We start from the raw sequence: 22,150 nt of genomic DNA, 5'->3' as shown, positions 1-22,150 counted from the left end.
GTGTGTGATGCAGTCTGGCCGTCCGGGCCACGCCTGCGGTGGGGGTGATCCGCGCGGATCATTCGGCAGCAGGCGCTGCCTCGGCGGCCTCCGCAGCGGGTGCAGCCTCGGCGGCTGCAGCCGGTGCTGCATCGGCGGTCTCGGGCTCCGTGGTCGTCACCGCTTGTCCTGCCTGCAGGGGCGAGCCCGGCAGGACGGCCGGCGCCTCGCCGGCACCCGCGATGAGGGAGGGGTTCGCCTCGGCGGCGGTCTGCAGCGCACCGAAGGCGCGAGCAGCCGTCTGCAGCGGGGCGGCGAACAGACCGACGGCCTTGGCGAGGTTGCCCTTCATGGCGCCGGCGAGCTTGGCGAGGTAGACCTCGCGCGACTCCAGGTCGGCGAGCGCGCCGACCTGCTTGGCGTCGAGGAACTTGCCCTCCATGACGCCACCCTTGATGACCAGGAGCGGATTGTCCTTGGCAAAGTTCTTGAGGCCCTTGGCCACGGCCGCGATGTCACCCTTGATGAAGGTCAGGGCGTTCGGGCCGGTCAGGATCTCGTCCAGCATGTCGATGCCGGCCTTGTTGGCCGCCAGCTTCATGAGGGTGTTCTTTGCCACGGCGTAGGTGGCGTCCTCGCCCAGCGCGCGCCGAAGGGTCTTCAGCTGCGCCACGGAGAGGCCGCGGTACTCGGTGAGCACAACAGCGCCGGCGCTCTCGAACTGCTCCGTGAGCTGGGCGACAGCTGCTGCCTTGTCCTCCCTCGCCATGGTTCTCCTTCCACTTCTGTCGTGTGCACGTCCCGACGGGACGTACGCCTCGACCGCGGGAGGCTCCCGGCGCACCACCCTGACGGGCCCGGGGATGAAAAATGCCCCGGCGCGCAGGCGCACGGGGCACATGATGACCGGCCGCCCCAGGCGAACCTGATCGGGGCGACGGGACGACATGGAACTCGTCTCACCTGCGCGGGCCTCCTGGCGGAGCTTAGGGCGTACGACGGGCGTACGACCACCTGCGGTCTTCGGCGGCAACCACTCTAACTGACCTCTCCCGAGGAGTCCAAATCGCACCTAAAGGGGGACAGCGACCTACTCCAAGAAGTAAGGGAGAGCGAAGGGCCCCGCCACCGTACGTACGCACGGCAGCAGGGCCCTTCGCTGGAGGCCGACGATGATCAGGCGGTCGCCTCGATCCCGACCGCTGGAATCAGGCGGTCGCTTCGATTTCCGACTTGACCTTGGCCGGGTCCATCAGGACGCCCGGGCCCATCGTCGAGGACGCGGAGATCTTCTTCACGTAGCGGCCCTTGGCGGTGGTCGGCTTGAGCCGGACGATCTCGTCGACGGCGGCGAAGTAGTTCTCCAGCAGCTGGTCGATGCTGAACGAGGCCTTGCCGATGATGAACTGCAGGTTCGAGTGGCGGTCGACGCGGAACTCGATCTTGCCGCCCTTGATCTCGGTGACGGCCTTCGCGACGTCCATCGTCACGGTGCCGGTCTTCGGGTTCGGCATCAGGCCGCGCGGGCCGAGGACGCGACCGAGCCTGCCGACCTTGCCCATCATGTCCGGGGTCGCGACGACCGCGTCGAAGTCCAGGTAGCCACCCTGGATCTTCTCGATCAGTTCGTCGGCGCCGACCTCATCGGCGCCCGCGGCCGTGGCGGCCTCGGCGTTCGCACCGGTGGCGAAGACGAGGACCCGTGCCGTCTTGCCGGTGCCGTGGGGGAGGTTGACCGTGCCGCGGACCATCTGGTCGGCCTTGCGGGGATCGACGCCGAGGCGCATCGCGACCTCGATCGTCTCGTCGAACTTGGCGGAGGCGTTGTCCTTGACCAGGGTCAGGGCCTCACGCGGGGAGTACAGGGCCTGTTCGTCGCGATGGGCGGCGGCTGCCCGATATGCCTTGCTGCGCTTCATGAGCTGGTTTCCTTCAGTGCTGGTACCAGTGGTGGTGCGGACCGCGCCGGTCCTCCCACATCCGGTGGATGGAGCCCGATCCGGGTCGTCCGGACCGGAACGGGGTCAGTCCTCGACGGTGACGCCCATCGAACGGGCGGTGCCAGCGACGATCTTCATCGCGGCCTCGACGTCGTTCGCGTTGAGGTCGGGGAGCTTGGTGGTGGCGATCTCGCGAACCTGGTCGGCGGTGAGCTTGGCGACCTTGTCCGCGAGCGGGTTGGACGAGCCCTTCTTGAGCCCGGCGGCCTTCTTGATCAGTTCCGCGGCCGGCGGGGTCTTCGTGATGAAGGTGAAGGACCGGTCCTCGTAGATCGTGATCTCGACCGGGATGACGTTGCCACGCTGGGATTCCGTCGCGGCGTTGTACGCCTTGCAGAACTCCATGATGTTGACGCCGTGCGGGCCGAGGGCGGTGCCGACGGGCGGTGCCGGGTTTGCGGCGCCGGCGTTGATGGCGATCTTGACGATCGCCGCGACCTTCTTCTTGGGAGGCATGCGGTGGGTCCTTTCCGTGCATGCTCAGGGCAGTGCATGGTCAGGGGCGTACGCGGCCGTACGCCCGGCTCTTCGGTGGTCGTACGGGGTCGTGCGACCGGTTGTCGGTGACCCGCACCACGGTGGGGCCTCCGGAGGGGCTCCGCCCGGGGCGAGACCTGATGGCACGTATGCACAGGGCGTACGTGCCCGGCGGCCGGGACGGAGCGCCTGGCTGGGGCGCCCGGGTCCGGCCGGTGCGTCCGACGGGCCGCCCTGGGGGCGGGCACACGACGCACAGTGTCAAAGCATAACCCGAGAACCCCTCCGCCGCGCAATTCCGCGGGCGTGAGGGGTCCTGGTACGTTCCTCGACCGGGGCCGGCTGGCCGGCCGCCGGGTCAGGACTTCTGGATCTGCGGGAAGGTCAGGTCCACCGGGGTGTCGCGGCCCATGAACTCCACGGTGGCGATCAGCCGCTGGGTGTTCGGGTTGATCTCGGTGATGATGCCGGGAACACCGGAGAACGGTCCCTCGATCACCATGATCGAGTCGCCCACCTGGTAGTCCTGCACCTCGACCTTCTTGGCCGGACGCTTGCCCTTGCCCACCGCGGAGGCGGCGACCCGCGCCACCACCGAGGGGCGCATCATGTTCTCGACCTCGTCGAGGGTGAGCGGGGTCGGGTCGTTGGCGTTGCCGACGAAGCCGGTCACCGCCGGGGTGTGCCGGATGCAGCCCCAGGACTCGTCGGTCAGGTCCATCCGGACCAGGACGTAGCCGGGCAGGTAGACCCGGGTGACTTCCTTCTTGTTGCCGTTCTTCATCTCGACGACCGTCTCGGTGGGGACGACGGTCTCGTAGATGTAGTCCTCCATGTTGAGGGAGGTGACCCGCTGCTCGATGTTCTGCTTGACCCGGTTCTCCATCCCGGCGTACGTGTGCACCACGTACCAGTCGCCGAACTTGCTGTCCAGGTCGGCGCGCAGCTCGGCCATCGCGGCGGCGACCGCGGCGTCGGCGTCGAAGTCCATCGCCGGCGCGGCGGCGGCCGGCTCCTCCTGGTCGGCGTCGAAGTTCAGGTTGATCTCGAAGTCGTCGTCCAGGCCGCGGGCCGGCGCCGCGGGGGCGGTGACGGCGGCCTCCGGCTCGGTGGTGGCCTCGGCGTCCTCGCCGGCGGTCGCCTCCTCCGTGGTGGTCGCGCCCTCGTCGGACTCCGTGGCCACGGCCGGCTCGGCGGGAGCGGCCTGCTGCGGGGCCCGGTCGGCGCCGAAGATGTCGGCGGCGCTCAGCTCTTCGTCGGTCGGCTCCTCGGCACCGAGGCCGAAGTCCAGGTCGGGCTCGTCACCGACGGTGTCGTCCTCGAACGCGCCCAGGTCGATCTCCACCTCGGACGGGTCGAACTCGTCGTTGTCTGCCACGTTTCCCTCTCGGTCGTTGTCGTACGTCATCCGCCGAACACCTTCAGCACCACCCAGCCGAGCCCGGTGTCGAGCAGGCTGACGAACACCATGATGAACGCCACGAAAAGGAGCACGGCGATGAACGAGCCGCCCATCTCCTGCCGGGTCGGCCAGGTGACCTTCTTCAGCTCGTCGACGGACTGTCCGATGAAGGCGATCGGGCCGGACTTCTGCTCGTACGGGGGCAGTGCCGAGCGGCGGGAGGAGTCATGGCTGCGGCGCACGGGGCGTCGGCCACCCGGGCCGTCGGCGCGGGACGCGGGGGTGCGCTCCTCGGCGGCTGCGACGTCCTCGGAATCCTGCGGATCCGTCAGGTCCTCTGCCACACATCGTCCTTCGTCTCGCCAGGTCAGCGACCTGTTCGGTCTCGGTGCCCCCCGGCGGTCGAGGCATGCCTCGACAAGGCAGTGCCATCGACCGGCTCGGACGACATCACCGACTCTAGCGCCAGCGAGGACTGCTCGTCGCGCCCGGAACGCGGTCCCGGACTCGCACGGCACGAGGGACTTGAACCCCCAACCTTCGGTTTTGGAGACCGATGCTCTGCCAGTTGAGCTAGTGCCGTCCGTCGTACGGTTCCCCCGTCCGACAAGACCGGTAGTTTACGCAGATCACCACGGGGATGTCGAACCGGGCCGGCCGGATCGCCGCCGTGCGGCACGGAGCGTCCCCTGCTCAGGGACCGGAGATCCCCTCGGCAGGGACGGCCGATCCGGCCGCGGCGGGAACGACCCGATCGACGATCACCGAGGACCGCGGCCCGAGCCGCAGTCCGCCCTCCCCGACGGCAGCCCCACCGCCGGTGACCTCCCCCGTCGCCAGCAGCACGGTGCCGTCGATCCCGGTGTCGACCGGCGCCTCGCCGAGGTTGACCACCACCACGATCCGCACGCCCCGTTCGATGACCAGCAGGTCGCCGGCCGCCAGCCGCACCCGAAGGCGGTCGAGCCGCGGGTCACCGAGGTCGGGCCAGCCGCGGCGCAGCGCGATCAGGTCGCGGACCAGGGCGAGCTGGGCCGCGTACGGTTCCTGGAGCGGTTCGGCCCAGTCGAGGACCGAGTCGGTGAAGGTCTGCGGGTCCTGCGGGTCGGGGATCCGGGTGTGGTCCCAGGCCATCCGGGCGAACTCCGCTCGCCGGCCCTCGGAGACCGCCCGGGCGAGATCGGGCTCCGGGTGGGAGGAGAAGAAGGCCCAGGGTGTCGAGGCACCCCACTCCTCCCCCATGAAGAGCATCGGCGTGTACGGGGCGGTCAGTGTCAGCACCGCCGCCAGGGCGAGGGTGCGCTCGTCGACCCGGCTGCGGAGCCGGTCACCGGCGGCCCGGTTGCCGATCTGGTCGTGGTTGCCGGCGCACACCACCAGCCGCCAGCCGGGGGTCCCCGGCGGCAGCGGACGGCCGTGCGTACGCCCCCGGAAGGAGGACCAGCGGCCGTCGTGCAGGAAACCGTGGCCGATCACGTGGGCCAGCGCCTCCGGATCGGCGAAGTCGGCGTAGTAGCCGGTGTCCTCGCCGGTCAGGGTGGCAACGACCGCGTGGTGGAAATCGTCGACCCACTGTCCGGTCAGTCCGTAGCCGCCCGCCTCGCGGGGAGCGAAGAGCCGGGGGTTGTTCTGGTCGGACTCGGCGACGAGGGTGAGCGGTCGGCCGAGGAAGGCGCTGAGCGCGTCGACTTCGACGGAGAGCTCCTCGAGGATGTCGACCGCCCGGCCCGGGTCGACGAGGGCGTGGACGGCGTCCAGGCGCAGCCCGTCGACGTGGAGGTCGCGCAGCCACATCCGGGCGTTGTCGAGGAGGTACTGCTGCACCTCGTCGGAGTCCGGCCCGTCGAGGTTCACCGGATTGCCCCAGGGCGTGTCGGTGCTGGCGTCGAGGTAGGGGCCGTAGAGCGGCAGGTAGTTGCCCGACGGGCCCCAGTGGTTGTAGACGACATCCTGCAGCACCGCCAGGCCGCGGGCGTGGCAGGCGTCGACGAACGCCTGGTAGGCGCGCGGGCCGCCGTACGCCTCGTGCACGCAGAACCAGTCGACCCCGTCGTAGCCCCAGCCGTGGGGGCCGTTGAAGGCGGCCACCGGGAGCAGTTCGACGGTGTCGACGCCGAGGTCGACCAGATGGTCCAGCCGGTCGATCGCCGAGACCAGGGTGCCGGCCGGGGTGAAGGTGCCGACGTGCAGCTCGTAGATGACCGACCCGGCGAGCTGGCGGCCGGTCCAGGCGTCGTCGGTCCACCGGAACGCGGCGGGATCGTACGTCTGCGACACGTCGTGCACCCCGTACGGCTGGCGCCGCGACCGGGGATCCGGCCGCGGGGTGGGGTCGTCGTCGAGCAGGTAGCCGTAGTCCAGCTCGCCGTCCGGCGGCACCGGCACCGGCCGGACCGGGTCCCACCAGCCGTCGTCGGTCCGGACCATGTCTGTGATCAGCGCCGGGGTGACCAGCGCCGAGGCGGCCAGTGACGGGAGGGTCTCCGGCCCGTCGGCCGACCCGCGGCGCGCCGCCGGGCGGGTCCACAGCCGCACCCGCCCCGGCCGGGGCGCCCAGACGGCGAAGTCCGGACCGGTCCCGGCGAGCCGCCGCACCGCGGGACGGTCAGACCCGGACATCGTCCAGGCTGCAGTTCACCAGGTTGGGCTCGGGCACCAACGTGACGCCGTACGCCTCGCGGACACCGTCGCGGATCGCGCGGGCGAGCTCGAGCACGTCGGCGGTCGTGGCGGAGCCGCGGTTGGTGAGCGCGAGGGTGTGCTTGGTCGACAGCGTCGCCGGGGCCTCGCCGTCGGCATAGCGGGGCAGGTGCCAGCCCTTGGCGTAGCCGGCGTGTTCGATCAGCCAGGCGGCCGAGGTCTTCACCCGGCCGGGACCGGCGGCGTACCGCGGGGCGGCAGCCGGCAGTGTCGCGGCCAGCGCCTCCGGCAGCACCGGATTGGTGAAGAACGAGCCGGCGCTCCAGCTGTCGTGGTCGGCCGGGTCGACCAGCATGCCCTTGCCGGCCCGCAGTTCGAGGACCGCCTGCCGGACCTGCCGGGCCCGGGCCGGCGCGCCGAGCGCGACGCCGAGCTTGTCGGCGAGCTGCTGGTAACGCACCGCGGAGAGCAGGTCACCGAGCAGGAACTGGAAGGCGACGTCGAGGATGATCCAGCGGCCGGGCTCCTCCTTGAACCGTGAGGTGCGGTACCCGAACCCGCAGTCGGCGGGGAAGAAGGTCTTCTGTGTCCGTTCCCGGCGGTCCCAGGCGCGGACCCGGACGATGTAGTGGCCGACCTCGGTGCCGTACGCCCCCACGTTCTGGATCGGGACGGCACCGACCTGGCCGGGGATGCCGGACAGCGACTCCAGGCCGCGCCATTCGCGGGTGATCGCCTCCTGGACGAACCAGTCCCAGGACTCGCCGGCGGCGACGGTGACGTTGGCGCCGGCGCAGCAGGACTCCTCCTCCACCCAGAGGCCCTGGGTGGCGACCCGGACGACCAGCCCGTCGAACCCTTCGTCGCCGATCAGCAGGTTGGATCCGCCGCCGAGGACGAGGACCGGCTCGCCGGCGGCGTCGGCCGCGGTGACCAGGTCGATCAGGGTCCGGTCGTCGGAGGCGACCGCGTAGCGGGCCGCCGGTCCGCCCAGATGGAAGGTGGTGTGGTCGGCGAGCCGTTCAGCCACGGTCCACCTCCGCGACCGCCTGGCCGAGGACCTTGACGTCGACGCCGTCCGGCCCGGTGATCACGGCGGTGATGGTCACCGTGGCGGTCTCGTCGGTGAGGGCGGAGACCGTGGCGCCGATCCTCAGCTCGGCCCCCGCGTCGTCGTCGGGGACCGGGACCGGGCTGGTGAAGCGGCAGGAGCAGGAGCGCACCTTGGCCGGGTCGCCGACCCAGTCGGTGACGACGCGCAGGGCGGTGGCCATCGTCAGCATGCCGTGGGCGATCACCGAGGGCATGCCCACCCTGCGGGCCATCCGGTCCGACCAGTGGATCGGGTTGAAGTCCGTGGACGCCCCGGCGTAGCGCACCAGGTCGGCACGGGTGAGGGCCACGGTCAGCGGCGGGAGTTCGGTGCCGATGGTCAGCGGCGTCGGCTCGGTCGTCATCGGGTGACCTCCTCGCCGGCAGGGTTCCCGGCGGCCGACACCTTCGGCACGGCGGTGCTCCGGGCGGCCGGCGCCTTCGGCACGGCGGTGCTCCGGGCGGCCGGCGCCTTCGGCACGGCGGCCTCACGATGGTGGATCAGCTGGGCGGTCACCGTGCAGACGTGCTCGCCGGCGACGGTGCGGACGTCGACCGAGGTGGTGATGAACTCCATCGGCCCGCGCAGCCGGACCTTGTCGAGGGTGAGCACGCCGACCACCTCGTCACCGGCGCGCAGCGGCCGGTCGTAGCTGAACCGCTGCTCGCCGTGGATCATCCGCTCCAGCCGCACCTCGAGCTCCGGGTCGGCGAACATCGCCTCCCAGGCGGTCGAGGCGATCACGAAGGCGAAGGTGGGCGGGGCGATCGGGTTCGGGCCACCGTACGAGGGATTGTCGTCGCCGATCGCCCGAGCGAACTCGTGGATCTTGGCGCGGGACACCTGGTAGGGCGCCGTGGCCGGATAGGACCGGCCGGCATGCTCAGACGTGATGGCCATGGCCACACGCTACCCGTTCGGGCGGTGCCGGGGCAGGTCGGTGGGACGGGCGAGGGAACGCGACAGGGCGCCACCTCGCGGGGTGACGCCCTGTCGGGAAGGTTATGCTGGCGGAAGGCGCTCAGCGGGTCTCGCGGTGCGCGGTGTGACGGCCGCACTTCGGGCAGAACTTGGTCAGCTCCAGACGATCCGGCGTGTTGCGCCGGTTCTTCTTGGTGATGTAGTTCCGCTCCTTGCACTCGGTGCAGGCAAGCGTGATCTTCGGGCGAATATCAGCGGCCTTGGCCATGGTCGATCCTCTGTCTGTTCACGTTCACTGGTCTGAATGGTAGCGAGGGCGGGATTCGAACCCGCGACCTCACGATTATGAGTCGTGCGCTCTCACCAACTGAGCTACCCCGCCATGTTCCGGACCAGTCGCCTGGCTGGCATCCACGGGGCTTCAGCGAGGTCGTGTCGCTGACCGTGGATCCGGAGTCCGAGCCCCCAAGCAGAATCGAACTGCTGACCTTCTCCTTACCATGGAGACGCTCTGCCTACTGAGCTATAGGGGCCTGCACCCTGGTCCGGGAGGCGAGTCCCGGCACAGCTGCCGAGGAACTAACTTACACAACCCGGACCGTCTTGCCAAACCGTCGTTCGGCGGGTCCTGCAGCGGTGCAAGCCGGGACTCCGGCCGTGCGTGGCAGGTGCTGGATTCGAACCAGCGTAGGCGAAGCCGACGGTTTTACAGACCGCTCCCTTTGGCCGCTCGGGCAACCTGCCATGCCCACCACCCCGGTTCCCCGGGTTCTGCGGGCGACGGAAACCATAGCAAGGTTCCCCGGCCCAGCGCAAAACGGCGCAGCCCCCTCGCCTGGAGACGGCAGAATGGTCGGACACCGATACCGATCCCGAGGAGCGCACCGTGGCCAGTGAGAACTCGTTCGACGTCGTGAGCAAGGTCGACCACATGGAGGTGGCCAACGCCGTGAACCAGGCCGCCAAGGAGGTGCACCAGCGCTTCGACTTCAAGGGCACAGACGCCAAGGTCGTACTCAGCGGCGAAGACATCATCGAGCTCGAGGCGACCACCGAGGAGCGGGTCACCGCCGTGCTGGATGTGCTCCAGTCCAAGCTGGTCCGCCGCGGGATCAATCTCAAGTCGCTGGACGCCGGCGCCCCGCGCTCCTCCGGCAAGGTGTGGAAGATCACCGCCTCGCTGCAGGAGGGGATCAGCCAGGACAACGCGAAGAAGGTCTCCAAGCTGATCCGCGACGAGGGGCCCAAGGGGGTCAAGGCGCAGATCCAGGGCGACGAGCTGCGGGTCTCCTCCAAGAGCCGCGACGACCTCCAGACGGTCCAGGCGCTGATCAAGGCCCAGGACTACGATTTCGCCGTCCAGTTCACCAACTATCGGTAGCCACCACTGCCCCTATGCTGGGCGGGTGCTGCGTATCGCCACCTTCAACGTGAACGGGATCCGGGCCGCCGAACGACGCGGCTTCCCCACCTGGTTGGCGACCCGTACGCCCGATGTGCTGGCGGTCCAGGAGATGCGCTGCCCGGCGGGTGAGGTGCCGGACGTGTTCACCGGTTACCACCTGGTCCACGACGCCGGGGTGATCCCGGGACGCAACGGGGTGGCGATCGCGACGCGTACGCCGCCGAGTGCGGTGCGGACCGGCTTCGGCAGCAGGGAGTTCGACCGGGAGGGGCGCTACGTCGAGGTGGACCTCGACGTAGCGGCGGGCCCGAAGCTGCGGGTCGCCTCGGTCTACGTGCCCAAGGGCGGCACGCCGTATGAGGACGAGGCCTCGCTGGCGAAGATGCAGCGCAAGTTCCGGTTCCTGCGGTCGTTCTCCCGGCATCTGACCAGCAGCCGGCGGGAGGCGGCCCGGGAGGGTCGGGAGTTCGTCGTGATGGGCGACTGGAACATCGCCCCGACCGAGCTGGACATCAAGAACTGGCGTACCAACCGGCGCTCCGAGGGGTTCCTGCCGGAGGAGCGTGAGTGGATCGCCGGGGTGCAGTCGCCGCGCACCCTGGTCGATGTGGTCCGCCACCACCGCGGCGGCGTGGACGGTCCGTACTCCTGGTGGTCGTGGCGCGGCAAGGCCTTCGACAACGACGCCGGCTGGCGGATCGACTACCAGCTCGCCACCCCCGGCCTGGCCGGCGCGGCAACCGTGGCGGGCACCGACCGGGACCCGTCGTACGACACCCGGATCTCCGACCACGCGCCGGTCGTGGTCGACTACGAGCTGTGAGCGCCGCCCGACCCCGGAGGAAGGAACCCCGATGGAGCTGACCAGCCGCACCACCGACGACGTCCTGTTCGGCACCGACGGGCCGGTGGCCCGGATCGTCCTCAACCGCCCGCGGGCGATCAACGCGCTGAACCTCGCCATGGTCACCGACATCCACGACCGGCTCGACGCCTGGGCGACGGACGACGCCATCGGCGCGGTGGTGATCCAGGGCGCCGGCGAGCGCGGGCTGTGCTCGGGCGGGGATGTCCGGGCGGTCCGCCGGCATGTCCTGGACGAGGGCAACCCGGGGCCGTTCTTCGCCACCGAGTACGCCATGAACGCCGCGATCGCCGACTTCCCCAAGCCGTACGTGGCGCTGATGGACGGAATCGTGATGGGCGGCGGGGTGGGCGTGTCCGGTCACGGCTCGATCCGGCTCGCCACCGAGGACACCAGGTTGGCGATGCCGGAGACCGTCATCGGGTTCACCCCCGACGTCGGCGCCCAGTGGCTGCTGGCCCGGGCCCCCGGTCGGATCGGCGCCTGGATGGCGATGACCGGGGCGACCCTCGACGGCGCCGACGCCGTGGCCGCCGGGTTCGCCGACGCGATGGTGGCTGCCGACCGGATGGCGGAGATGGCCGCCCTCGACGGCCGCCGCGACCCGTGGTTGTACGCCCTCGCCGAGGGGGCCCCGTTCACCGGGGTGGAGCTCTCCTTCCCGGCGCTGTCCGCGCTGTACGAGGACGGTCCGTCCCGGCGCTGGATCGACGAGTGCTTCGGCACCGACGACGCGGTCACCGTCGTCGAGCGGCTGCTCGACCACCCCGACCCGGCGGCCCGCCGGGCGGGTGCCGACCTGCGGCTGCGCTGCCCGCTGTCGGTGGTGACCAGCCTGGAGGCGCTGCGGCGCGCCCGGGGGATGTCGGGGGTGCACGAGGTGCTCGGCCAGGACCTGCGGGTGGCCGAGCGGATGGCGATGCTGCCCGATTTCGCGGAAGGCGTCCGCGCCCAACTGGTGGACAAGGACCAGAGCCCGCGGTGGAGCGACGCCTCGATCGAGGACGTCGACCCGCAGGACGTGGCGGAGCTGTTCGCCGACTGAGAGCGGACGCCGCGGAGGATCAGAGCGGGGGGACCGGCGAGGCGGCGGCGAGCGGCGTACGCCACCCGGCCCGGTCGTGGCGCAGCATCAGCAGCGCGTACGGCAGCAGGGAGAGGATGCCGAGCCAGCCGGCGCCGTTGCGGAACGCCAGGTTGCTGCCGTAGTAGACGACCATGCCGACGGTGACCCAGACGGCCACCCGGACCAGCCGGGGCGACGGGCGGGTGGCGGGGAGCAGCAGGCCGCCCCACAGCAGGTACCAGCCGTGCAGCGCGGCGCCGCCGATCGCGGCGGCCAACAGGCCCCAGGAGACGAAGCGGATCGGGCGGTGCAGGGCGATCCGGGCGGCCATCCAGACGATGAACCCGACGGTGGCGACACCGAACACCGTCTCGACCGCGCCGGTGATCACCCCGCCCCATTCGTAGTAGCCCCACTGCAGGACCACCGAGTTCACCGCCTGGGCGACCAGGCTGCTGGGGGCGATGGTGGGCACCGACCCCGGCACGGTCATCGCGTGCAGCCAGCCGAACCCGAGGCCGGTCAGCAGGGACACCCCGGCGAACGAGGCGAGGGCGATCGCCGCGGTGGTGGCCGTCCGGCGGAGGATCTCTCGCCAGGCCGACCAGCGTCGGGAGGCCGCCGGCAGGGCCATGAACGCGACGGCGACCCCGGACAGCGCGGCGGGCTGCTTCGCCGCGGTGGCGACGCCGACCAGGATCGCCGCGGTGACGAACCGCCCCTGGGTCCCACACCACAGCGCGAGCACCATCAGCCCGACCATCAGCGCGTCGTTGTGGGCGCCGCCGATGAAGTGCACGATCATCAGCGGATTCGCCACGGCCAGCCAGATGCCACGATCGACGTCGAGGCCGGCGGCACCGACATGGCGGATCAGCGCGGGCAGACAGGCGGCCAGCAGCACCACGCCCAGCACCGCCGGGACGCGCATCGCCAGCGCGGCGAGGTAGGCGTGCAGCGGGCTGCCGGCGGCCGGCGCCAGCAGGTGCCCGCCGGTCGCGTCGACCAGGATCCGCTGGATCTGCAGGCTGAGCGGGCCGTACGGGGTGGGGGTGTAGAGCCACACCCGCGACACCGCGTCGGCGAAGGATCCGGGCAGCGCCGCCGGGCCCACCTGGTAGGGGTCCACCCCGCGGGAGACCAGCCAGCCCTGGGCGGCGTACGAATAGGCGTCCTGGCTGAAGACCGGCGGCGCGAACAGCAGCGGCGCCGACCACAGGGCCAGCACGGCGCGGAAGTCGTGTCGTCCGGGGGCGGTCGGCCGCAGCCGCAGCCAGGCGTCCAGCACCAGCCAGACCCCGGCGAGCGCGACGAGCGCGGCGAAAGTGGCCCCGATCGTCGTCCGGACGATCCCCAGGCCGGGCAGTGACCACAGCGGCGAGCTGTCCGGCAGGAAGGCGGGGCTGAAGGACCCGAGGACGATCAGGACGATCCCGAGCAGGCCCTGACGGACCATCGGGTCGTACCATTCGGCGCCGAGGGCGGCCACCGCGTCGGCGGCCCGTACCCGCAGCGGATAGGCGGAGCGGAGGGCGTGCGGCGACGCGAGGTCGCGCACCTGGTCACCAGCCATCCTCATCCTTTCCCGCTACACGATCCCTCCCTGCGGCATACCGCCCCTGCCAGAGTAAGCCCCTGCCCGGCGTTCCGGCCAATCCCCGCGGTGGATCCGGCCGGCGGATCAGGACCTGCCCGGTGCCAACCGATCGCGTTCGTGCACCAGGTCGCCCGCGCTCCGGGCCGGTGGCACCCGGCCGTCGCCCCAGACGAGGGCGTCGAAGGGACACTCATCGACGCAGATCCCGCAGTACATACAGACCGACCAGTCGATGGCGAACCGGTCCAGGACGTTGTGCAGCCGGGGCCGACGGGAGGTCTCCGAGCCGGGATCGGGCTCGGTGTGGGCCTGCACGGTGATGCACCAGACCGGGCACTCCCGGGCGCAGATCAGGCAGGAGGTGCAGCGGTCCTCGATCAACCGGATGCTCCCGTGCGGGCCGGTCATCGCGGTCCCCGTCCGGCCCCCCGCGCCCGACGCACCCGGGTCCCCGCCACCTCCGCCGCGAGTTCCTCGGGATCGACCGATCCGGCGGCGGGGTCACGGTCCCCCCACACCGCGGGGTCGGGCACACCCGGCGGCACCATCCGGCGGCGGGCCCGGGCGCTCTCTTCGGGGTCGTCGGCGCCCGGCCACGGCACCGCGGCGCGGGCGGCGAGCGGGTGGTCCTTGAGCAGCGGGGCCTCCGGAGCGTCCGGGGCGAGCAGCAGCCGGCGGTGGTCGCCGCCGCTGAACTCCACCGCGTAGCCCTCGCCCGCCTCCCGTTCGCACCAGCCGGCGCCGGGGAAGATGCCGGCCAGACTGGGCAGCGCACCGCCCCGGCGGGGCACGCTGGTGCGCAGCCGCAGTGCCCGGGCGTCGCGGTCGCGCAGCTGGCAGACGACGGTCACGGTCGGCGACCGGCCGATGTCGTCGGTGGCATCGAGCCAGTCGAACCGGTCGAAGCCCTCGTCCCGGGCGGCGCGGGCGGCGTCGACCCAGTCGGCCGGGTCCACCCGGCGGGTCAGGTCGGTGCTCATCGTGCCGCCACCAGCCCGGCGAGGACGTCGTCGAGGGAGCCCGGCGGGGGTGGACAGCCGGGGACGACCGCCGTCACCGGGACGAACTGCGCGATGCCGTCGGCGACGGCGTACGAATCCCAGTAGGGGCCACCCGAGTCGGCGCAGGCCCCGTACGCGACGACCTGCGGACGCCGGCCGGCGCGGTCCCCGAGCGCGTCGATCGCCTGCCGGACCACCGGCACCAGCGCATCGGGGACGGTGCCGGAGACCACCACCGCCAGCGGTGCGCCGGGGGCGTCGGCCGGGGCCACCTCACGACGGTCCGCTGCGGCGGCCTCGAACTCGAGGGTGCAGCAGGCGAGTCCGAGGTCGGCGACGAGCAGCCGGCCGTCGCCGTACCAGTCGTACACACGTGTGCCCTGTGCCATACCGGACAGCCTATCGCCGCGGGCATCCCATCCTCCGGACCACCCTGGGGCATAAGGGCTTGCCTCTACACTCATTAGCAGATCCAATAAGTGAGGCTCACCTCAAGTGAGCACTAGACTTGACCGGCGCCTCACCTCAGGAGGTGCAGTACGACGAGAAGCGAGGCAGACCGACGTGGCAGACGTCCAGATGCTCAACCGTGTGGTCATCCGGTTCGCGGGCGACTCCGGCGACGGGATGCAACTCACCGGTGACCGGTTCACGGCCGAGGCGGCGTCGTTCGGCAACGACATCTCCACCCTGCCGAACTTCCCGGCCGAGATCCGCGCTCCCCAGGGCACCATCCCCGGGGTGTCGAGCTTCCAGGTGCACTTCGCCGACTTCGACATCGTCACTCCCGGCGACACCGCCGACGTGCTGGTGGCGATGAACCCGGCGGCGCTCAAGGCGAGCATCCCCCAGCTCAAGCGTGGCGGCCTGATCATCGTCGACACCGCGGAGTTCACCAAGCGCAACCTCACCAAGGTCGGCTACGAGCGGAACCCGCTGGAGGACGGCTCGCTGGACGACTACCAGCTGCACGCCCTCGACCTGACCGGCATGACGGTGGCCGCGGTCCAGGGCTTCGGGCTGACCCGCAAGGACGCCTCCCGGGCCAAGAACATGTTCGCCCTGGGCCTGCTCAGCTGGCTGTACAACCGGGACACCGACACCACGCTGAAGTTCCTCAGCGAGAAGTTCGCCGGCAAGCCGCAGCTGCGCGATGCCAACATCACCGCCTTCCGGACCGGCTACGCGTTCGGCGAGACCACCGAGACGTTCGGGGTCACCTACCAGGTCGCCCCGGCGCCGATGCCGGCCGGCCGCTACCGGCAGATCTCCGGCAACGTGGCGCTGGCGTACGGGCTGGTCGTCGGCGCCCAGAAGGCCGGCCTGCCGCTGTTCTTCGGCGCCTACCCGATCACGCCGGCCTCCGACGTGCTGCACACGCTGTCCAAGCTCAAGCGCTTCAACGTGATGACCTTCCAGGCCGAGGACGAGATCGCCGCGGCCGGCTCGGCGCTGGGCGCCAGCTTCGCCGGGCGGCTCGGGGTGACCGCGTCCTCGGGGCCGGGCATCGCGCTGAAGTCCGAGACGATCTCACTGGCCGTGATGACCGAGCTGCCGATGGTGATCTGTGACGTGCAGCGGTCCGGCCCGTCGACCGGGATGCCGACCAAGACCGAGCAGGCCGATCTGCTGATGGCGCTCTACGGCCGCCACGGTGAGGCGCCGGTGCCGGTGATCGCCGCCCAGTCCCCCGCCGACTGCTTCGACACTGCGGTCGAGGCGGTCCGGGTCGCGGTCGAGTACCGTACGCCGGTCTTCGTGCTGACCGACGGCTACCTCGCCAACGGCGCCGAGCCGTGGCGGGTGCCGCAGCTGGCGACGATCCCGGCGATCGACCCGCACTTCGCCACCGAGCCCAACGGTACGAAGGGGCCGAACGGGAAGAAGGCCGAGTTCCTGCCGTACCTGCGCGACGAGGAGACCCTGGCCCGGCCGTGGGCGATCCCCGGCACGCCGGGTCTGGAGCACCGCCTCGGCGGCATCGAGAAGGACTCCCGCACCGGCAACATCTCCTACGACCCGGCCAACCACCAGCTGATGACCGACACCCGGCAGGCGAAGGTCGACGGCATCGCCCGGATCATCCCGCCGCTGGAGGTCGACGACCCGGGCCGGGAGAGCGGGGACGGCGCCCGGGTGCTGGTGCTCGGCTGGGGGTCGACGTACGGCCCGGCGCTGGCCGCGATCCGCCGGATGCGCAAGACCGGCACCAAGGTGGCCCACGCCCAGCTGCGCTGGCTGAACCCGTTCCCGGCGAACCTCGGCGAGGTGCTGCGGGCGTACGACCGGGTCGTGGTGCCGGAGATGAACCTGGGCCAGCTCGCCCTGCTGCTGCGGGCGAAGTACCTGGTCGACGTGCAGAGCTACTCCCGGGTCCGCGGTCTGCCGATCTCGGTCGACGAGTTCGAGGCGGACCTGTACGAGATCGTCCGTGAGGTCGAGGCCCGGGCTCTCGCCCCGGAAACCCAGACCTCGGAAGGAGCCCTCCAGTGACCACCACGAAGTACCCCACTGCCCCGGTTGCGTCGGCCACCCCGCCGGCACTGGGCCGCGGCCTCGCCCACGTGCCGCTGGCGATCGCGCCGCTCAACCGCAAGGACTTCGTCTCCGACCAGGAGGTCCGCTGGTGCCCCGGCTGCGGTGACTACGCCGTGCTGGCCGCGTTCCAGGGGTTCATGCCGGAGCTCGGGATCAAGCGTGAGAACACCGTGATCATCTCCGGCATCGGCTGCTCCTCGCGATTCCCGTACTACGTCGACGCGTACGGCATGCACTCGATCCACGGCCGGGCCCCGGCGATCGCCACCGGCGTCGCGGCCACCCGCGAGGACCTCGCCGTGTTCGTGATCACCGGCGACGGCGACGCGCTGTCGATCGGCGGCAACCACCTGCTGCACGCGCTGCGCCGCAACGTCAACATCACCATCCTGTTGTTCAACAACCGGATCTACGGCCTCACCAAGGGCCAGTACTCGCCGACCTCGGAGATGGGCAAGGTCACCAAGTCGACCCCGATGGGGTCGCTGGACCAGCCGCTCAACCCGGTCTCGCTGGCCCTCGGTGCCGAGGCGACCTTCGTCGCCCGGGCGGTCGACTCCGACCGCAAGCACCTCAGCGCGGTGCTGAAGGCGGCCGCCGCGCACCGCGGTGCCTCGCTGGTGGAGATCTACCAGAACTGCCCGATCTTCAACGACGGCGCGTTCGACGCCCTCAAGGGGGGCGAGGAGTCCGCCGAGGCGATCATCCCGCTCAGCCACGGTGAGCCGATCGTCTTCGGCGTCGACGGCCACCTGGCGGTGGTCCGGGACCGTGCGACCGGGGCGCTGCGGATCGCCGAGCGGGCCGAGGTGGCCGACGACGACATCGTCGTGCACGACGCGCACGCCGAGGACCCGTCGTACGCCTTCGCGCTCTCCCGGCTGAGCAGCGCCGGCCATCTGCAGCGCTCCCCGATCGGTGTCTTCCGCGACGTGCAACGCCCGTCCTACGACGACGAGGCGCGTGAGCAGGTGCGGACCGCCCGGGGCAACGGGGAGGACGTCGACGACGCCTCGCTGCAGGAGTTGCTCTACGGCCAGGACACCTGGGAGGTCAGCGCCTGACGGTCTGAACGCCACCTGAGCGCGCGACACGCCGCGCGCGGCACGACCGTCCGGGACGCCCCGGCACGTGCCTAGCCTTGGGTGGACATGTCCCCGTCACGGCCCCGCCGCTCGGCGCCCCGGAGGAAGTCTCGATGACCCCAGCCCACCTGTCGTTCCGTCACCGCCGCCCGGCCCCGGCCCTGGTGCCGCCGTTGCTGGTGGCTGTGGTGTCGGCGGCCATGGTGCTGTCGGCCTGCGCACCGCCGTCGCGGGAGCGGTCCGAACCGACCCCCACCCCGACCCCGACGCCGTACGTCGTGGCGGGCACCAACCACAACGCCGCGGCCCAGGCGTACGCCTATCCGGCAGCGAAGGTGCACGACTGGTTGGAGAAGGGGAAGGCCGCCGCGGACTACCCGCAACAGAAGATCGCCTTCCTCACCTTCGACGACGGCCCGAGCACCGATGCCACCCCGCTGGTGCTCGACGCGCTGCGGGCGAATAACGTGCCGGCCACCTTCTTCGTGATCGCCGGGCCCCCCGGGCTCGGTCGCAGCGGTCCGGCGCTGGTGCAGCGCGAGGTGACCGAGGGCAATGCGGTGTGCATCCACTCGTTCAGCCACGACTACCAGTACCTCTACCCGCAGCGGCGTGGGAACACCGACCACATCCTCACCGATCAGGCCAAGGCGCTGGACACGATCCGGGCCGCGCTTGGGCCCGGGTACACGCCGGGTTGCTTCCGCTACCCGGGCGGGCACATGTCATGGAAGGGCCTGGCCGACGCCGACGCGGGCCTGACCGACCGGGGACTGTCGTGGATCGACTGGAACGCGATGACCGGCGACGCCGAGGCGAAGAAGAAGGAACCGACCACCCCGGCCGAGGCGGCGGGCAACGTGCAGAAGGACATGGCGCTGGTGAAGAACCCGAACGTCGTGGTGATCCTGATGCACGACGCCCCGGGGAAGCGGATCTCCACCGAGGCGCTGCCGCAGATCGTCACCGACCTGCGCACCGCCGGCTACACCTTCGGCGTGATCGCGTGACCGACACCACCACCGTACGGCCCGGTCTGCGGCGTGGCCTGCTGGCCGGGCTGGGCGCCTATCTGTTGTGGGGCTTCTTCCCGCTGTACTGGCCGTTGCTGGCCCGGGCGGGGGCGGTGGAGATCCTCGCCCAGCGGGTCGTCTGGTCGCTGGTCTTCGCGCTGCTCGGCTGCCTGCTGCTGCGGCGGCGGTTCTGGCGGGGGCTGACCAGCCGCCGGGCCTGGGCCAGCCTGCTGGGCGCCGGGGTGCTGATCAGTGTCAACTGGGGCACCTACATCTGGGCGGTCAACAACGGTCATGTCCTGGACGCCGCCCTCGGCTACTACATCAACCCGATCCTGTCGATCCTGCTCGGCGTTCTCCTCCTGCACGAGCGACTCTCCCGGCTGCAGTGGCTCGCCGTCGGGCTCGCCGCGATCGCCGTGGTGGTGCTGACCGTCGAGGTCGGCGGGCTGCCGTGGGCCGCCCTGGTGCTGGCGGTGACCTTCGGCCTCTACGGCCTGATGAAGAAGGGCGTCCGGATCGACGCGCTGTCCGGGATGGTCGTCGAGGGCCTCGGGATCGGCGTGGTCGCCGTCGGCTTCCTCGGCTGGCTGCAGGCGACCGGGCGGGGCACGTTCACGGCGTACGGCCCGCTGCACACCACGCTGCTGGTCGTCGGCGGGCTGGTCACCCTGGTCCCACTGCTGTTCTTCGCCGACGCCGCCCAGCGGCTGCCGCTGACCGCGCTGGGCCTGTTGCAGTACCTGGCGCCCACCCTGCAGTTCCTGATCGGCTGGCTGCTGCGGGGTGAGGTGATGTCGCCGGGGCGGTGGGCCGGCTTCCTGCTGGTCTGGGTGTCGGTGGTGATCGTCAGTGCCGAGGCGCTGGTGGCGTGGCGACGATTGGGCCGGGCCGGCCGCGGCCGCCCGACTACGATCGGCTCATGACTGTTGAGGAGACCCCCGTCGTGCTGGACCTGACCGCCGTGGACGAGGCGGTCCCCGCCCGCACGGACTTCTACCGGCACGTCAACGGCAGCTGGCTGGCCCGCGCGGTGATCCCCGAGGACAAGCCGCTCACCGGCGCCTTCAGCGACCTGCGGGACCGCTCCGAGGAGGCGGTCCGCGACATCGTCACCGGCCTGGGTGTCCCCGCGGTCCACGACGGCCCGCAGACCGACGCCGACCGGATCGCCGGCCTCTACGCCGGCTTCATGGACACCGCCGCCATCGAGGCCCTCGGCACCACCCCGCTGCAGGACGAGCTGGCCGCGATCGACGCCCTCACCGATGTCCCCTCTGTGGTCACACTGCTCGGCCGCAACGCCCGCCGCGGGCTCGGCAGCCTGCTGTACGGCGGGGTCGACGCCGACCCGGGCCGGCCGGAGGCGTACGCCCTGTTCATCGGCCAGGGCGGGCTGGGCCTGCCGGACGAGGAGTACTACCGGCTCGACCAGTACGCCGACATCCGGACGGCGTACGTCGACCATGCGGAGCGGATGTTCGGGCTGGCCGGGCTGGCCGACCCGCGGGCACAGGCCGAGGCGGTGATGGACCTGGAGACGGCGATCGCCGCCTGCCACTGGGACAAGGTCCGCCGCCGCGACATGGTCGCCTCGTACAACCCGATCGAGATCGACGCGCTGGCCGATCGCGTCGCCGCGATCAACCCGGCGGTGGACCTGCGCCACTACCTCGACGCGCTCGGTGTCGACGGTGAGCAGGTCACCGGGCTGATCGAATCGCAGCCGTCCTTCCTCGACGACGTGGCGCCGCTGCTGGTGGCCGACCGGCTGCCGGCCTGGCGTTCCTGGGCCCGCTGGCGGCTGCTGGTCGGCACCGCGGCGTTCCTGCCCGAGGCGTTCACCGCGGAGAACTTCGCCTTCTACGGCACCACGCTGTCCGGCACCCCGACGATCAAGCCGCGGTGGAAGCGCGGGGTCGGTCTGGTCGAGGGCTGCGTCGGCGAGGCCGTGGGACGGCTCTACGTGGAGCGATACTTCCCGCCGGCCGCCAAGGAACGCTGCGACGAGTTGGTCGGCAACCTGCTCGAGGCCTACCGCCGCTCGATCAGCCGGCTGGACTGGATGACCGACGCGACCCGGGCGGAGGCGCTGGCCAAGCTCGCCAAGTTCACCCCGAAGATCGGCTACCCGACGAAGTGGATCGACTACACCAAGCTGTCGATCGTCCCCGACGACCTGATCGGCAACGTACGTCGCACCGCGGAGTTCGAGACCGACCGGGACCTGGCCAAGCTCGGCGGGCCGATCGACCGGGAAGAGTGGTTCATGACTCCGCAGACGGTCAACGCGTACTACCACCCGCTGCGCAACGAGATCGTCTTCCCGGCCGCCATCCTGCAGTCCCCGTTCTTCCACCCGGAGGCCGACGACGCGGTCAACTACGGCGGGATCGGGGCGGTGATCGGCCACGAGATCGGCCACGGCTTCGACGACCAGGGCTCGACCTGCGACGGCGACGGCCGGCTGCGGGACTGGTGGACCGACGAGGACCGCGCGGCGTTCACGGCCCGCACCACGGCGCTGATCGCCCAGTACGACGCGCTCTCGCCCGAGGGCGCCGACGGGCTGACGGTGAACGGGGCACTCACCATCGGGGAGAACATCGGTGATCTGGGTGGGGTGTCCATCGCGTACGACGCCTGGCGGATCGCGCTGACCGACCCGGACACCGGAGAGGTGCGAGAGCCGGAACCGATCGAGGGACTGACCGGGGAGGAGCGGTTCTTCATGAACTTCGCCCGGACCTGGCAGCAGAAGACCCGCCCGGAGACCGTCCGGCAGCGCCTGGCGACCGACCCGCACTCCCCCTCGGAGTTCCGCTGCAACCAGACCCTGCGCAACGTCGACGCCTTCCACGCGACGTACGCCACCCGGCCCGGCGACGGCATGTGGCTCGATCCCGAGGAGCGCGTCCGGATCTGGTGAGGTGCGGCGCGGGCGGCGATCGGGGGCAGGCTCGGCCAAAGCTCGACTGGGTCGGGCTCGGGCGGCTGCCAGGTTGTGGTCCACCCCGAAGGACCATTGGGCAGGCCCAGAGAAGGAGCTGTCGGCGGTGGGTACGGTC

The 22,150-nt window shown here is 71.1% G+C and carries 21 protein-coding genes, 4 tRNA genes and 1 pseudogene; 8 read left to right on the top strand and 18 right to left on the bottom strand.

The features are described 5' to 3' along the window. Positions 1–58: 58 nt before the first annotated feature. The 14 genes and pseudogenes from rplJ to R0145_RS03080 all read right to left on the bottom strand — a co-directional run bounded on the left by rplJ (position 59) and on the right by R0145_RS03080 (position 9,256). A complete protein-coding gene (gene rplJ / locus R0145_RS03145; RefSeq protein ID WP_317838965.1) occupies positions 59–748 on the bottom strand; it encodes a 50S ribosomal protein L10 in 690 nt (229 codons plus the stop codon). Between the two features lie 439 nt (positions 749–1,187). Beyond that, positions 1,188–1,898 carry a 50S ribosomal protein L1 gene (gene rplA / locus R0145_RS03140; protein WP_317838964.1) on the bottom strand — a complete coding sequence of 237 codons (711 nt, stop codon included), beginning with the start codon at positions 1,896–1,898 and terminating at the stop codon, positions 1,188–1,190. Positions 1,899–2,003: 105 nt separating this feature from the next. Next, entirely contained in the window at positions 2,004–2,435 is a 432-nt protein-coding gene (rplK, locus tag R0145_RS03135; RefSeq protein ID WP_317838963.1) for a 50S ribosomal protein L11, read from the bottom strand. 379 nt (positions 2,436–2,814) lie between these two features. Beyond that, positions 2,815–3,864 (bottom strand): transcription termination/antitermination protein NusG, encoded by a 1,050-nt coding sequence (gene nusG, locus R0145_RS03130; protein WP_411742071.1) that lies wholly within the window; start codon positions 3,862–3,864, stop codon positions 2,815–2,817. Beyond that, positions 3,861–4,202, bottom strand: coding sequence for a preprotein translocase subunit SecE (secE, locus tag R0145_RS03125; protein WP_317838962.1), 342 nt, complete (start codon positions 4,200–4,202; stop codon positions 3,861–3,863). Before secE ends, nusG begins: the two co-directional genes overlap by 4 nt. Positions 4,203–4,368: 166 nt before the next feature. Continuing rightward, positions 4,369–4,441 (bottom strand) — tRNA-Trp (locus R0145_RS03120). Positions 4,442–4,551: 110 nt separating this feature from the next. Continuing rightward, positions 4,552–6,477, bottom strand: coding sequence for a malto-oligosyltrehalose trehalohydrolase (gene treZ / locus R0145_RS03115; protein WP_317838961.1), 1,926 nt, complete (start codon positions 6,475–6,477; stop codon positions 4,552–4,554). After that, the gene (locus tag R0145_RS03110; protein WP_317838960.1) at positions 6,464–7,528 is read right to left on the bottom strand and encodes a UDP-N-acetylmuramate dehydrogenase; all 1,065 of its coding nucleotides are present in this window, start codon (positions 7,526–7,528) and stop codon (positions 6,464–6,466) included. Before R0145_RS03110 ends, treZ begins: the two co-directional genes overlap by 14 nt. Continuing rightward, the gene (locus R0145_RS03105) at positions 7,521–7,955 is read right to left on the bottom strand and encodes a MaoC/PaaZ C-terminal domain-containing protein (RefSeq protein ID WP_317838959.1); all 435 of its coding nucleotides are present in this window, start codon (positions 7,953–7,955) and stop codon (positions 7,521–7,523) included. Before R0145_RS03105 ends, R0145_RS03110 begins: the two co-directional genes overlap by 8 nt. A gap of 125 nt (positions 7,956–8,080) precedes the next feature. Then, a pseudogene (locus tag R0145_RS03100) lies at positions 8,081–8,491 on the bottom strand (MaoC family dehydratase N-terminal domain-containing protein); the annotation flags it as partial. A 121-nt stretch (positions 8,492–8,612) separates the two neighbouring features. Continuing rightward, positions 8,613–8,780: a 50S ribosomal protein L33 gene (gene rpmG / locus R0145_RS03095; RefSeq protein ID WP_317838958.1), complete on the bottom strand. Its 168-nt coding sequence runs from the start codon at positions 8,778–8,780 to the stop codon at positions 8,613–8,615. A 37-nt stretch (positions 8,781–8,817) separates the two neighbouring features. Beyond that, positions 8,818–8,894, bottom strand: a tRNA-Met gene (locus tag R0145_RS03090). Positions 8,895–8,972: 78 nt separating this feature from the next. Beyond that, positions 8,973–9,045 (bottom strand) — tRNA-Thr (locus R0145_RS03085). A 129-nt stretch (positions 9,046–9,174) separates the two neighbouring features. After that, positions 9,175–9,256 (bottom strand) — tRNA-Tyr (locus R0145_RS03080). Positions 9,257–9,398: 142 nt separating this feature from the next. Here R0145_RS03080 and R0145_RS03075 point away from each other — a divergent pair. From R0145_RS03075 to R0145_RS03065, 3 genes are read left to right on the top strand one after another with little or no spacing between them, the layout of a single operon-like run. Then, positions 9,399–9,893, top strand: a complete 495-nt coding sequence (locus R0145_RS03075; RefSeq protein WP_317838957.1) for a YajQ family cyclic di-GMP-binding protein — start codon at positions 9,399–9,401, stop codon at positions 9,891–9,893. Positions 9,894–9,921: 28 nt separating this feature from the next. Further along, complete coding sequence (locus tag R0145_RS03070; protein ID WP_317840136.1) at positions 9,922–10,740, top strand: exodeoxyribonuclease III; 819 nt, start codon at positions 9,922–9,924, stop codon at positions 10,738–10,740. A 31-nt stretch (positions 10,741–10,771) separates the two neighbouring features. Beyond that, on the top strand, positions 10,772–11,827 hold the full coding sequence (locus R0145_RS03065; protein WP_317838956.1) for an enoyl-CoA hydratase/isomerase family protein: 1,056 nt from the start codon (positions 10,772–10,774) through the stop codon (positions 11,825–11,827). A gap of 19 nt (positions 11,828–11,846) precedes the next feature. On the opposite strand, the gene mptB is transcribed toward R0145_RS03065, so the two are convergent. The 4 genes from mptB to R0145_RS03045 all read right to left on the bottom strand — a co-directional run bounded on the left by mptB (position 11,847) and on the right by R0145_RS03045 (position 14,835). Further along, positions 11,847–13,421 carry a polyprenol phosphomannose-dependent alpha 1,6 mannosyltransferase MptB gene (gene mptB, locus R0145_RS03060; protein ID WP_317838955.1) on the bottom strand — a complete coding sequence of 525 codons (1,575 nt, stop codon included), beginning with the start codon at positions 13,419–13,421 and terminating at the stop codon, positions 11,847–11,849. Between the two features lie 108 nt (positions 13,422–13,529). Beyond that, complete coding sequence (locus tag R0145_RS03055; RefSeq protein ID WP_317838954.1) at positions 13,530–13,853, bottom strand: 4Fe-4S binding protein; 324 nt, start codon at positions 13,851–13,853, stop codon at positions 13,530–13,532. Further along, positions 13,850–14,425, bottom strand: a complete 576-nt coding sequence (locus tag R0145_RS03050) for an NADH-quinone oxidoreductase subunit C (protein WP_317838953.1) — start codon at positions 14,423–14,425, stop codon at positions 13,850–13,852. Before R0145_RS03050 ends, R0145_RS03055 begins: the two co-directional genes overlap by 4 nt. Continuing rightward, on the bottom strand, positions 14,422–14,835 hold the full coding sequence (locus R0145_RS03045) for a proton-conducting membrane transporter (RefSeq protein ID WP_317838952.1): 414 nt from the start codon (positions 14,833–14,835) through the stop codon (positions 14,422–14,424). The genes R0145_RS03050 and R0145_RS03045 overlap by 4 nt, the downstream gene beginning before the upstream one ends. A 190-nt stretch (positions 14,836–15,025) precedes the next feature. On the opposite strand from R0145_RS03045, the gene R0145_RS03040 reads away from it, so the two are divergent. The 5 genes from R0145_RS03040 (at position 15,026) to R0145_RS03020 (ending at position 22,011) form a co-directional block, all read left to right on the top strand. Continuing rightward, entirely contained in the window at positions 15,026–16,939 is a 1,914-nt protein-coding gene (locus R0145_RS03040) for a 2-oxoacid:acceptor oxidoreductase subunit alpha (RefSeq protein ID WP_317840135.1), read from the top strand. Between the two features lie 50 nt (positions 16,940–16,989). Next, positions 16,990–18,048: a 2-oxoacid:ferredoxin oxidoreductase subunit beta gene (locus R0145_RS03035; protein ID WP_317840134.1), complete on the top strand. Its 1,059-nt coding sequence runs from the start codon at positions 16,990–16,992 to the stop codon at positions 18,046–18,048. A gap of 134 nt (positions 18,049–18,182) precedes the next feature. Next, on the top strand, positions 18,183–19,079 hold the full coding sequence (locus R0145_RS03030; protein WP_317838951.1) for a polysaccharide deacetylase family protein: 897 nt from the start codon (positions 18,183–18,185) through the stop codon (positions 19,077–19,079). Beyond that, positions 19,076–20,008, top strand: a complete 933-nt coding sequence (gene rarD / locus R0145_RS03025) for an EamA family transporter RarD (protein ID WP_317838950.1) — start codon at positions 19,076–19,078, stop codon at positions 20,006–20,008. The genes R0145_RS03030 and rarD overlap by 4 nt, the downstream gene beginning before the upstream one ends. Beyond that, a complete protein-coding gene (locus R0145_RS03020; RefSeq protein WP_317838949.1) occupies positions 20,005–22,011 on the top strand; it encodes a M13 family metallopeptidase in 2,007 nt (668 codons plus the stop codon). Before rarD ends, R0145_RS03020 begins: the two co-directional genes overlap by 4 nt. Positions 22,012–22,150 lie beyond the last annotated feature (139 nt).

It is taken from the genome of Raineyella sp. W15-4 (assembly GCF_033170155.1).
In the GTDB taxonomy this organism is placed as follows: Bacteria; Actinomycetota; Actinomycetes; order Propionibacteriales; family Propionibacteriaceae; genus Raineyella.
The sequence above is the reverse complement of the archived record's forward strand: the minus strand, read 5'-3'. Positions and strand labels throughout refer to the sequence as shown.

Excerpts from the sequence above, each read along its gene's own strand:
- rplJ (WP_317838965.1), bottom strand. The coding sequence starts at position 748 with ATGGCGAGGGAGGACAAGGCAGCAGCTGTCGCCCAGCTCACGGAGCAG.
- rplA (WP_317838964.1), bottom strand. The coding sequence starts at position 1,898 with ATGAAGCGCAGCAAGGCATATCGGGCAGCCGCCGCCCATCGCGACGAA.
- rplK (WP_317838963.1), bottom strand. The coding sequence starts at position 2,435 with ATGCCTCCCAAGAAGAAGGTCGCGGCGATCGTCAAGATCGCCATCAAC.
- nusG (WP_411742071.1), bottom strand. The coding sequence starts at position 3,864 with ATGACGTACGACAACGACCGAGAGGGAAACGTGGCAGACAACGACGAG.
- treZ (WP_317838961.1), bottom strand. The coding sequence starts at position 6,477 with ATGTCCGGGTCTGACCGTCCCGCGGTGCGGCGGCTCGCCGGGACCGGT.
- R0145_RS03105 (WP_317838959.1), bottom strand. The coding sequence starts at position 7,955 with ATGACGACCGAGCCGACGCCGCTGACCATCGGCACCGAACTCCCGCCG.
- rpmG (WP_317838958.1), bottom strand. The coding sequence starts at position 8,780 with ATGGCCAAGGCCGCTGATATTCGCCCGAAGATCACGCTTGCCTGCACC.
- R0145_RS03065 (WP_317838956.1), top strand. The coding sequence starts at position 10,772 with ATGGAGCTGACCAGCCGCACCACCGACGACGTCCTGTTCGGCACCGAC.
- mptB (WP_317838955.1), bottom strand. The coding sequence starts at position 13,421 with ATGGCTGGTGACCAGGTGCGCGACCTCGCGTCGCCGCACGCCCTCCGC.
- R0145_RS03055 (WP_317838954.1), bottom strand. The coding sequence starts at position 13,853 with ATGACCGGCCCGCACGGGAGCATCCGGTTGATCGAGGACCGCTGCACC.
- R0145_RS03050 (WP_317838953.1), bottom strand. The coding sequence starts at position 14,425 with ATGAGCACCGACCTGACCCGCCGGGTGGACCCGGCCGACTGGGTCGAC.
- R0145_RS03045 (WP_317838952.1), bottom strand. The coding sequence starts at position 14,835 with ATGGCACAGGGCACACGTGTGTACGACTGGTACGGCGACGGCCGGCTG.
- R0145_RS03040 (WP_317840135.1), top strand. The coding sequence starts at position 15,026 with ATGCTCAACCGTGTGGTCATCCGGTTCGCGGGCGACTCCGGCGACGGG.
- R0145_RS03030 (WP_317838951.1), top strand. The coding sequence starts at position 18,183 with ATGACCCCAGCCCACCTGTCGTTCCGTCACCGCCGCCCGGCCCCGGCC.
- R0145_RS03020 (WP_317838949.1), top strand. The coding sequence starts at position 20,005 with ATGACTGTTGAGGAGACCCCCGTCGTGCTGGACCTGACCGCCGTGGAC.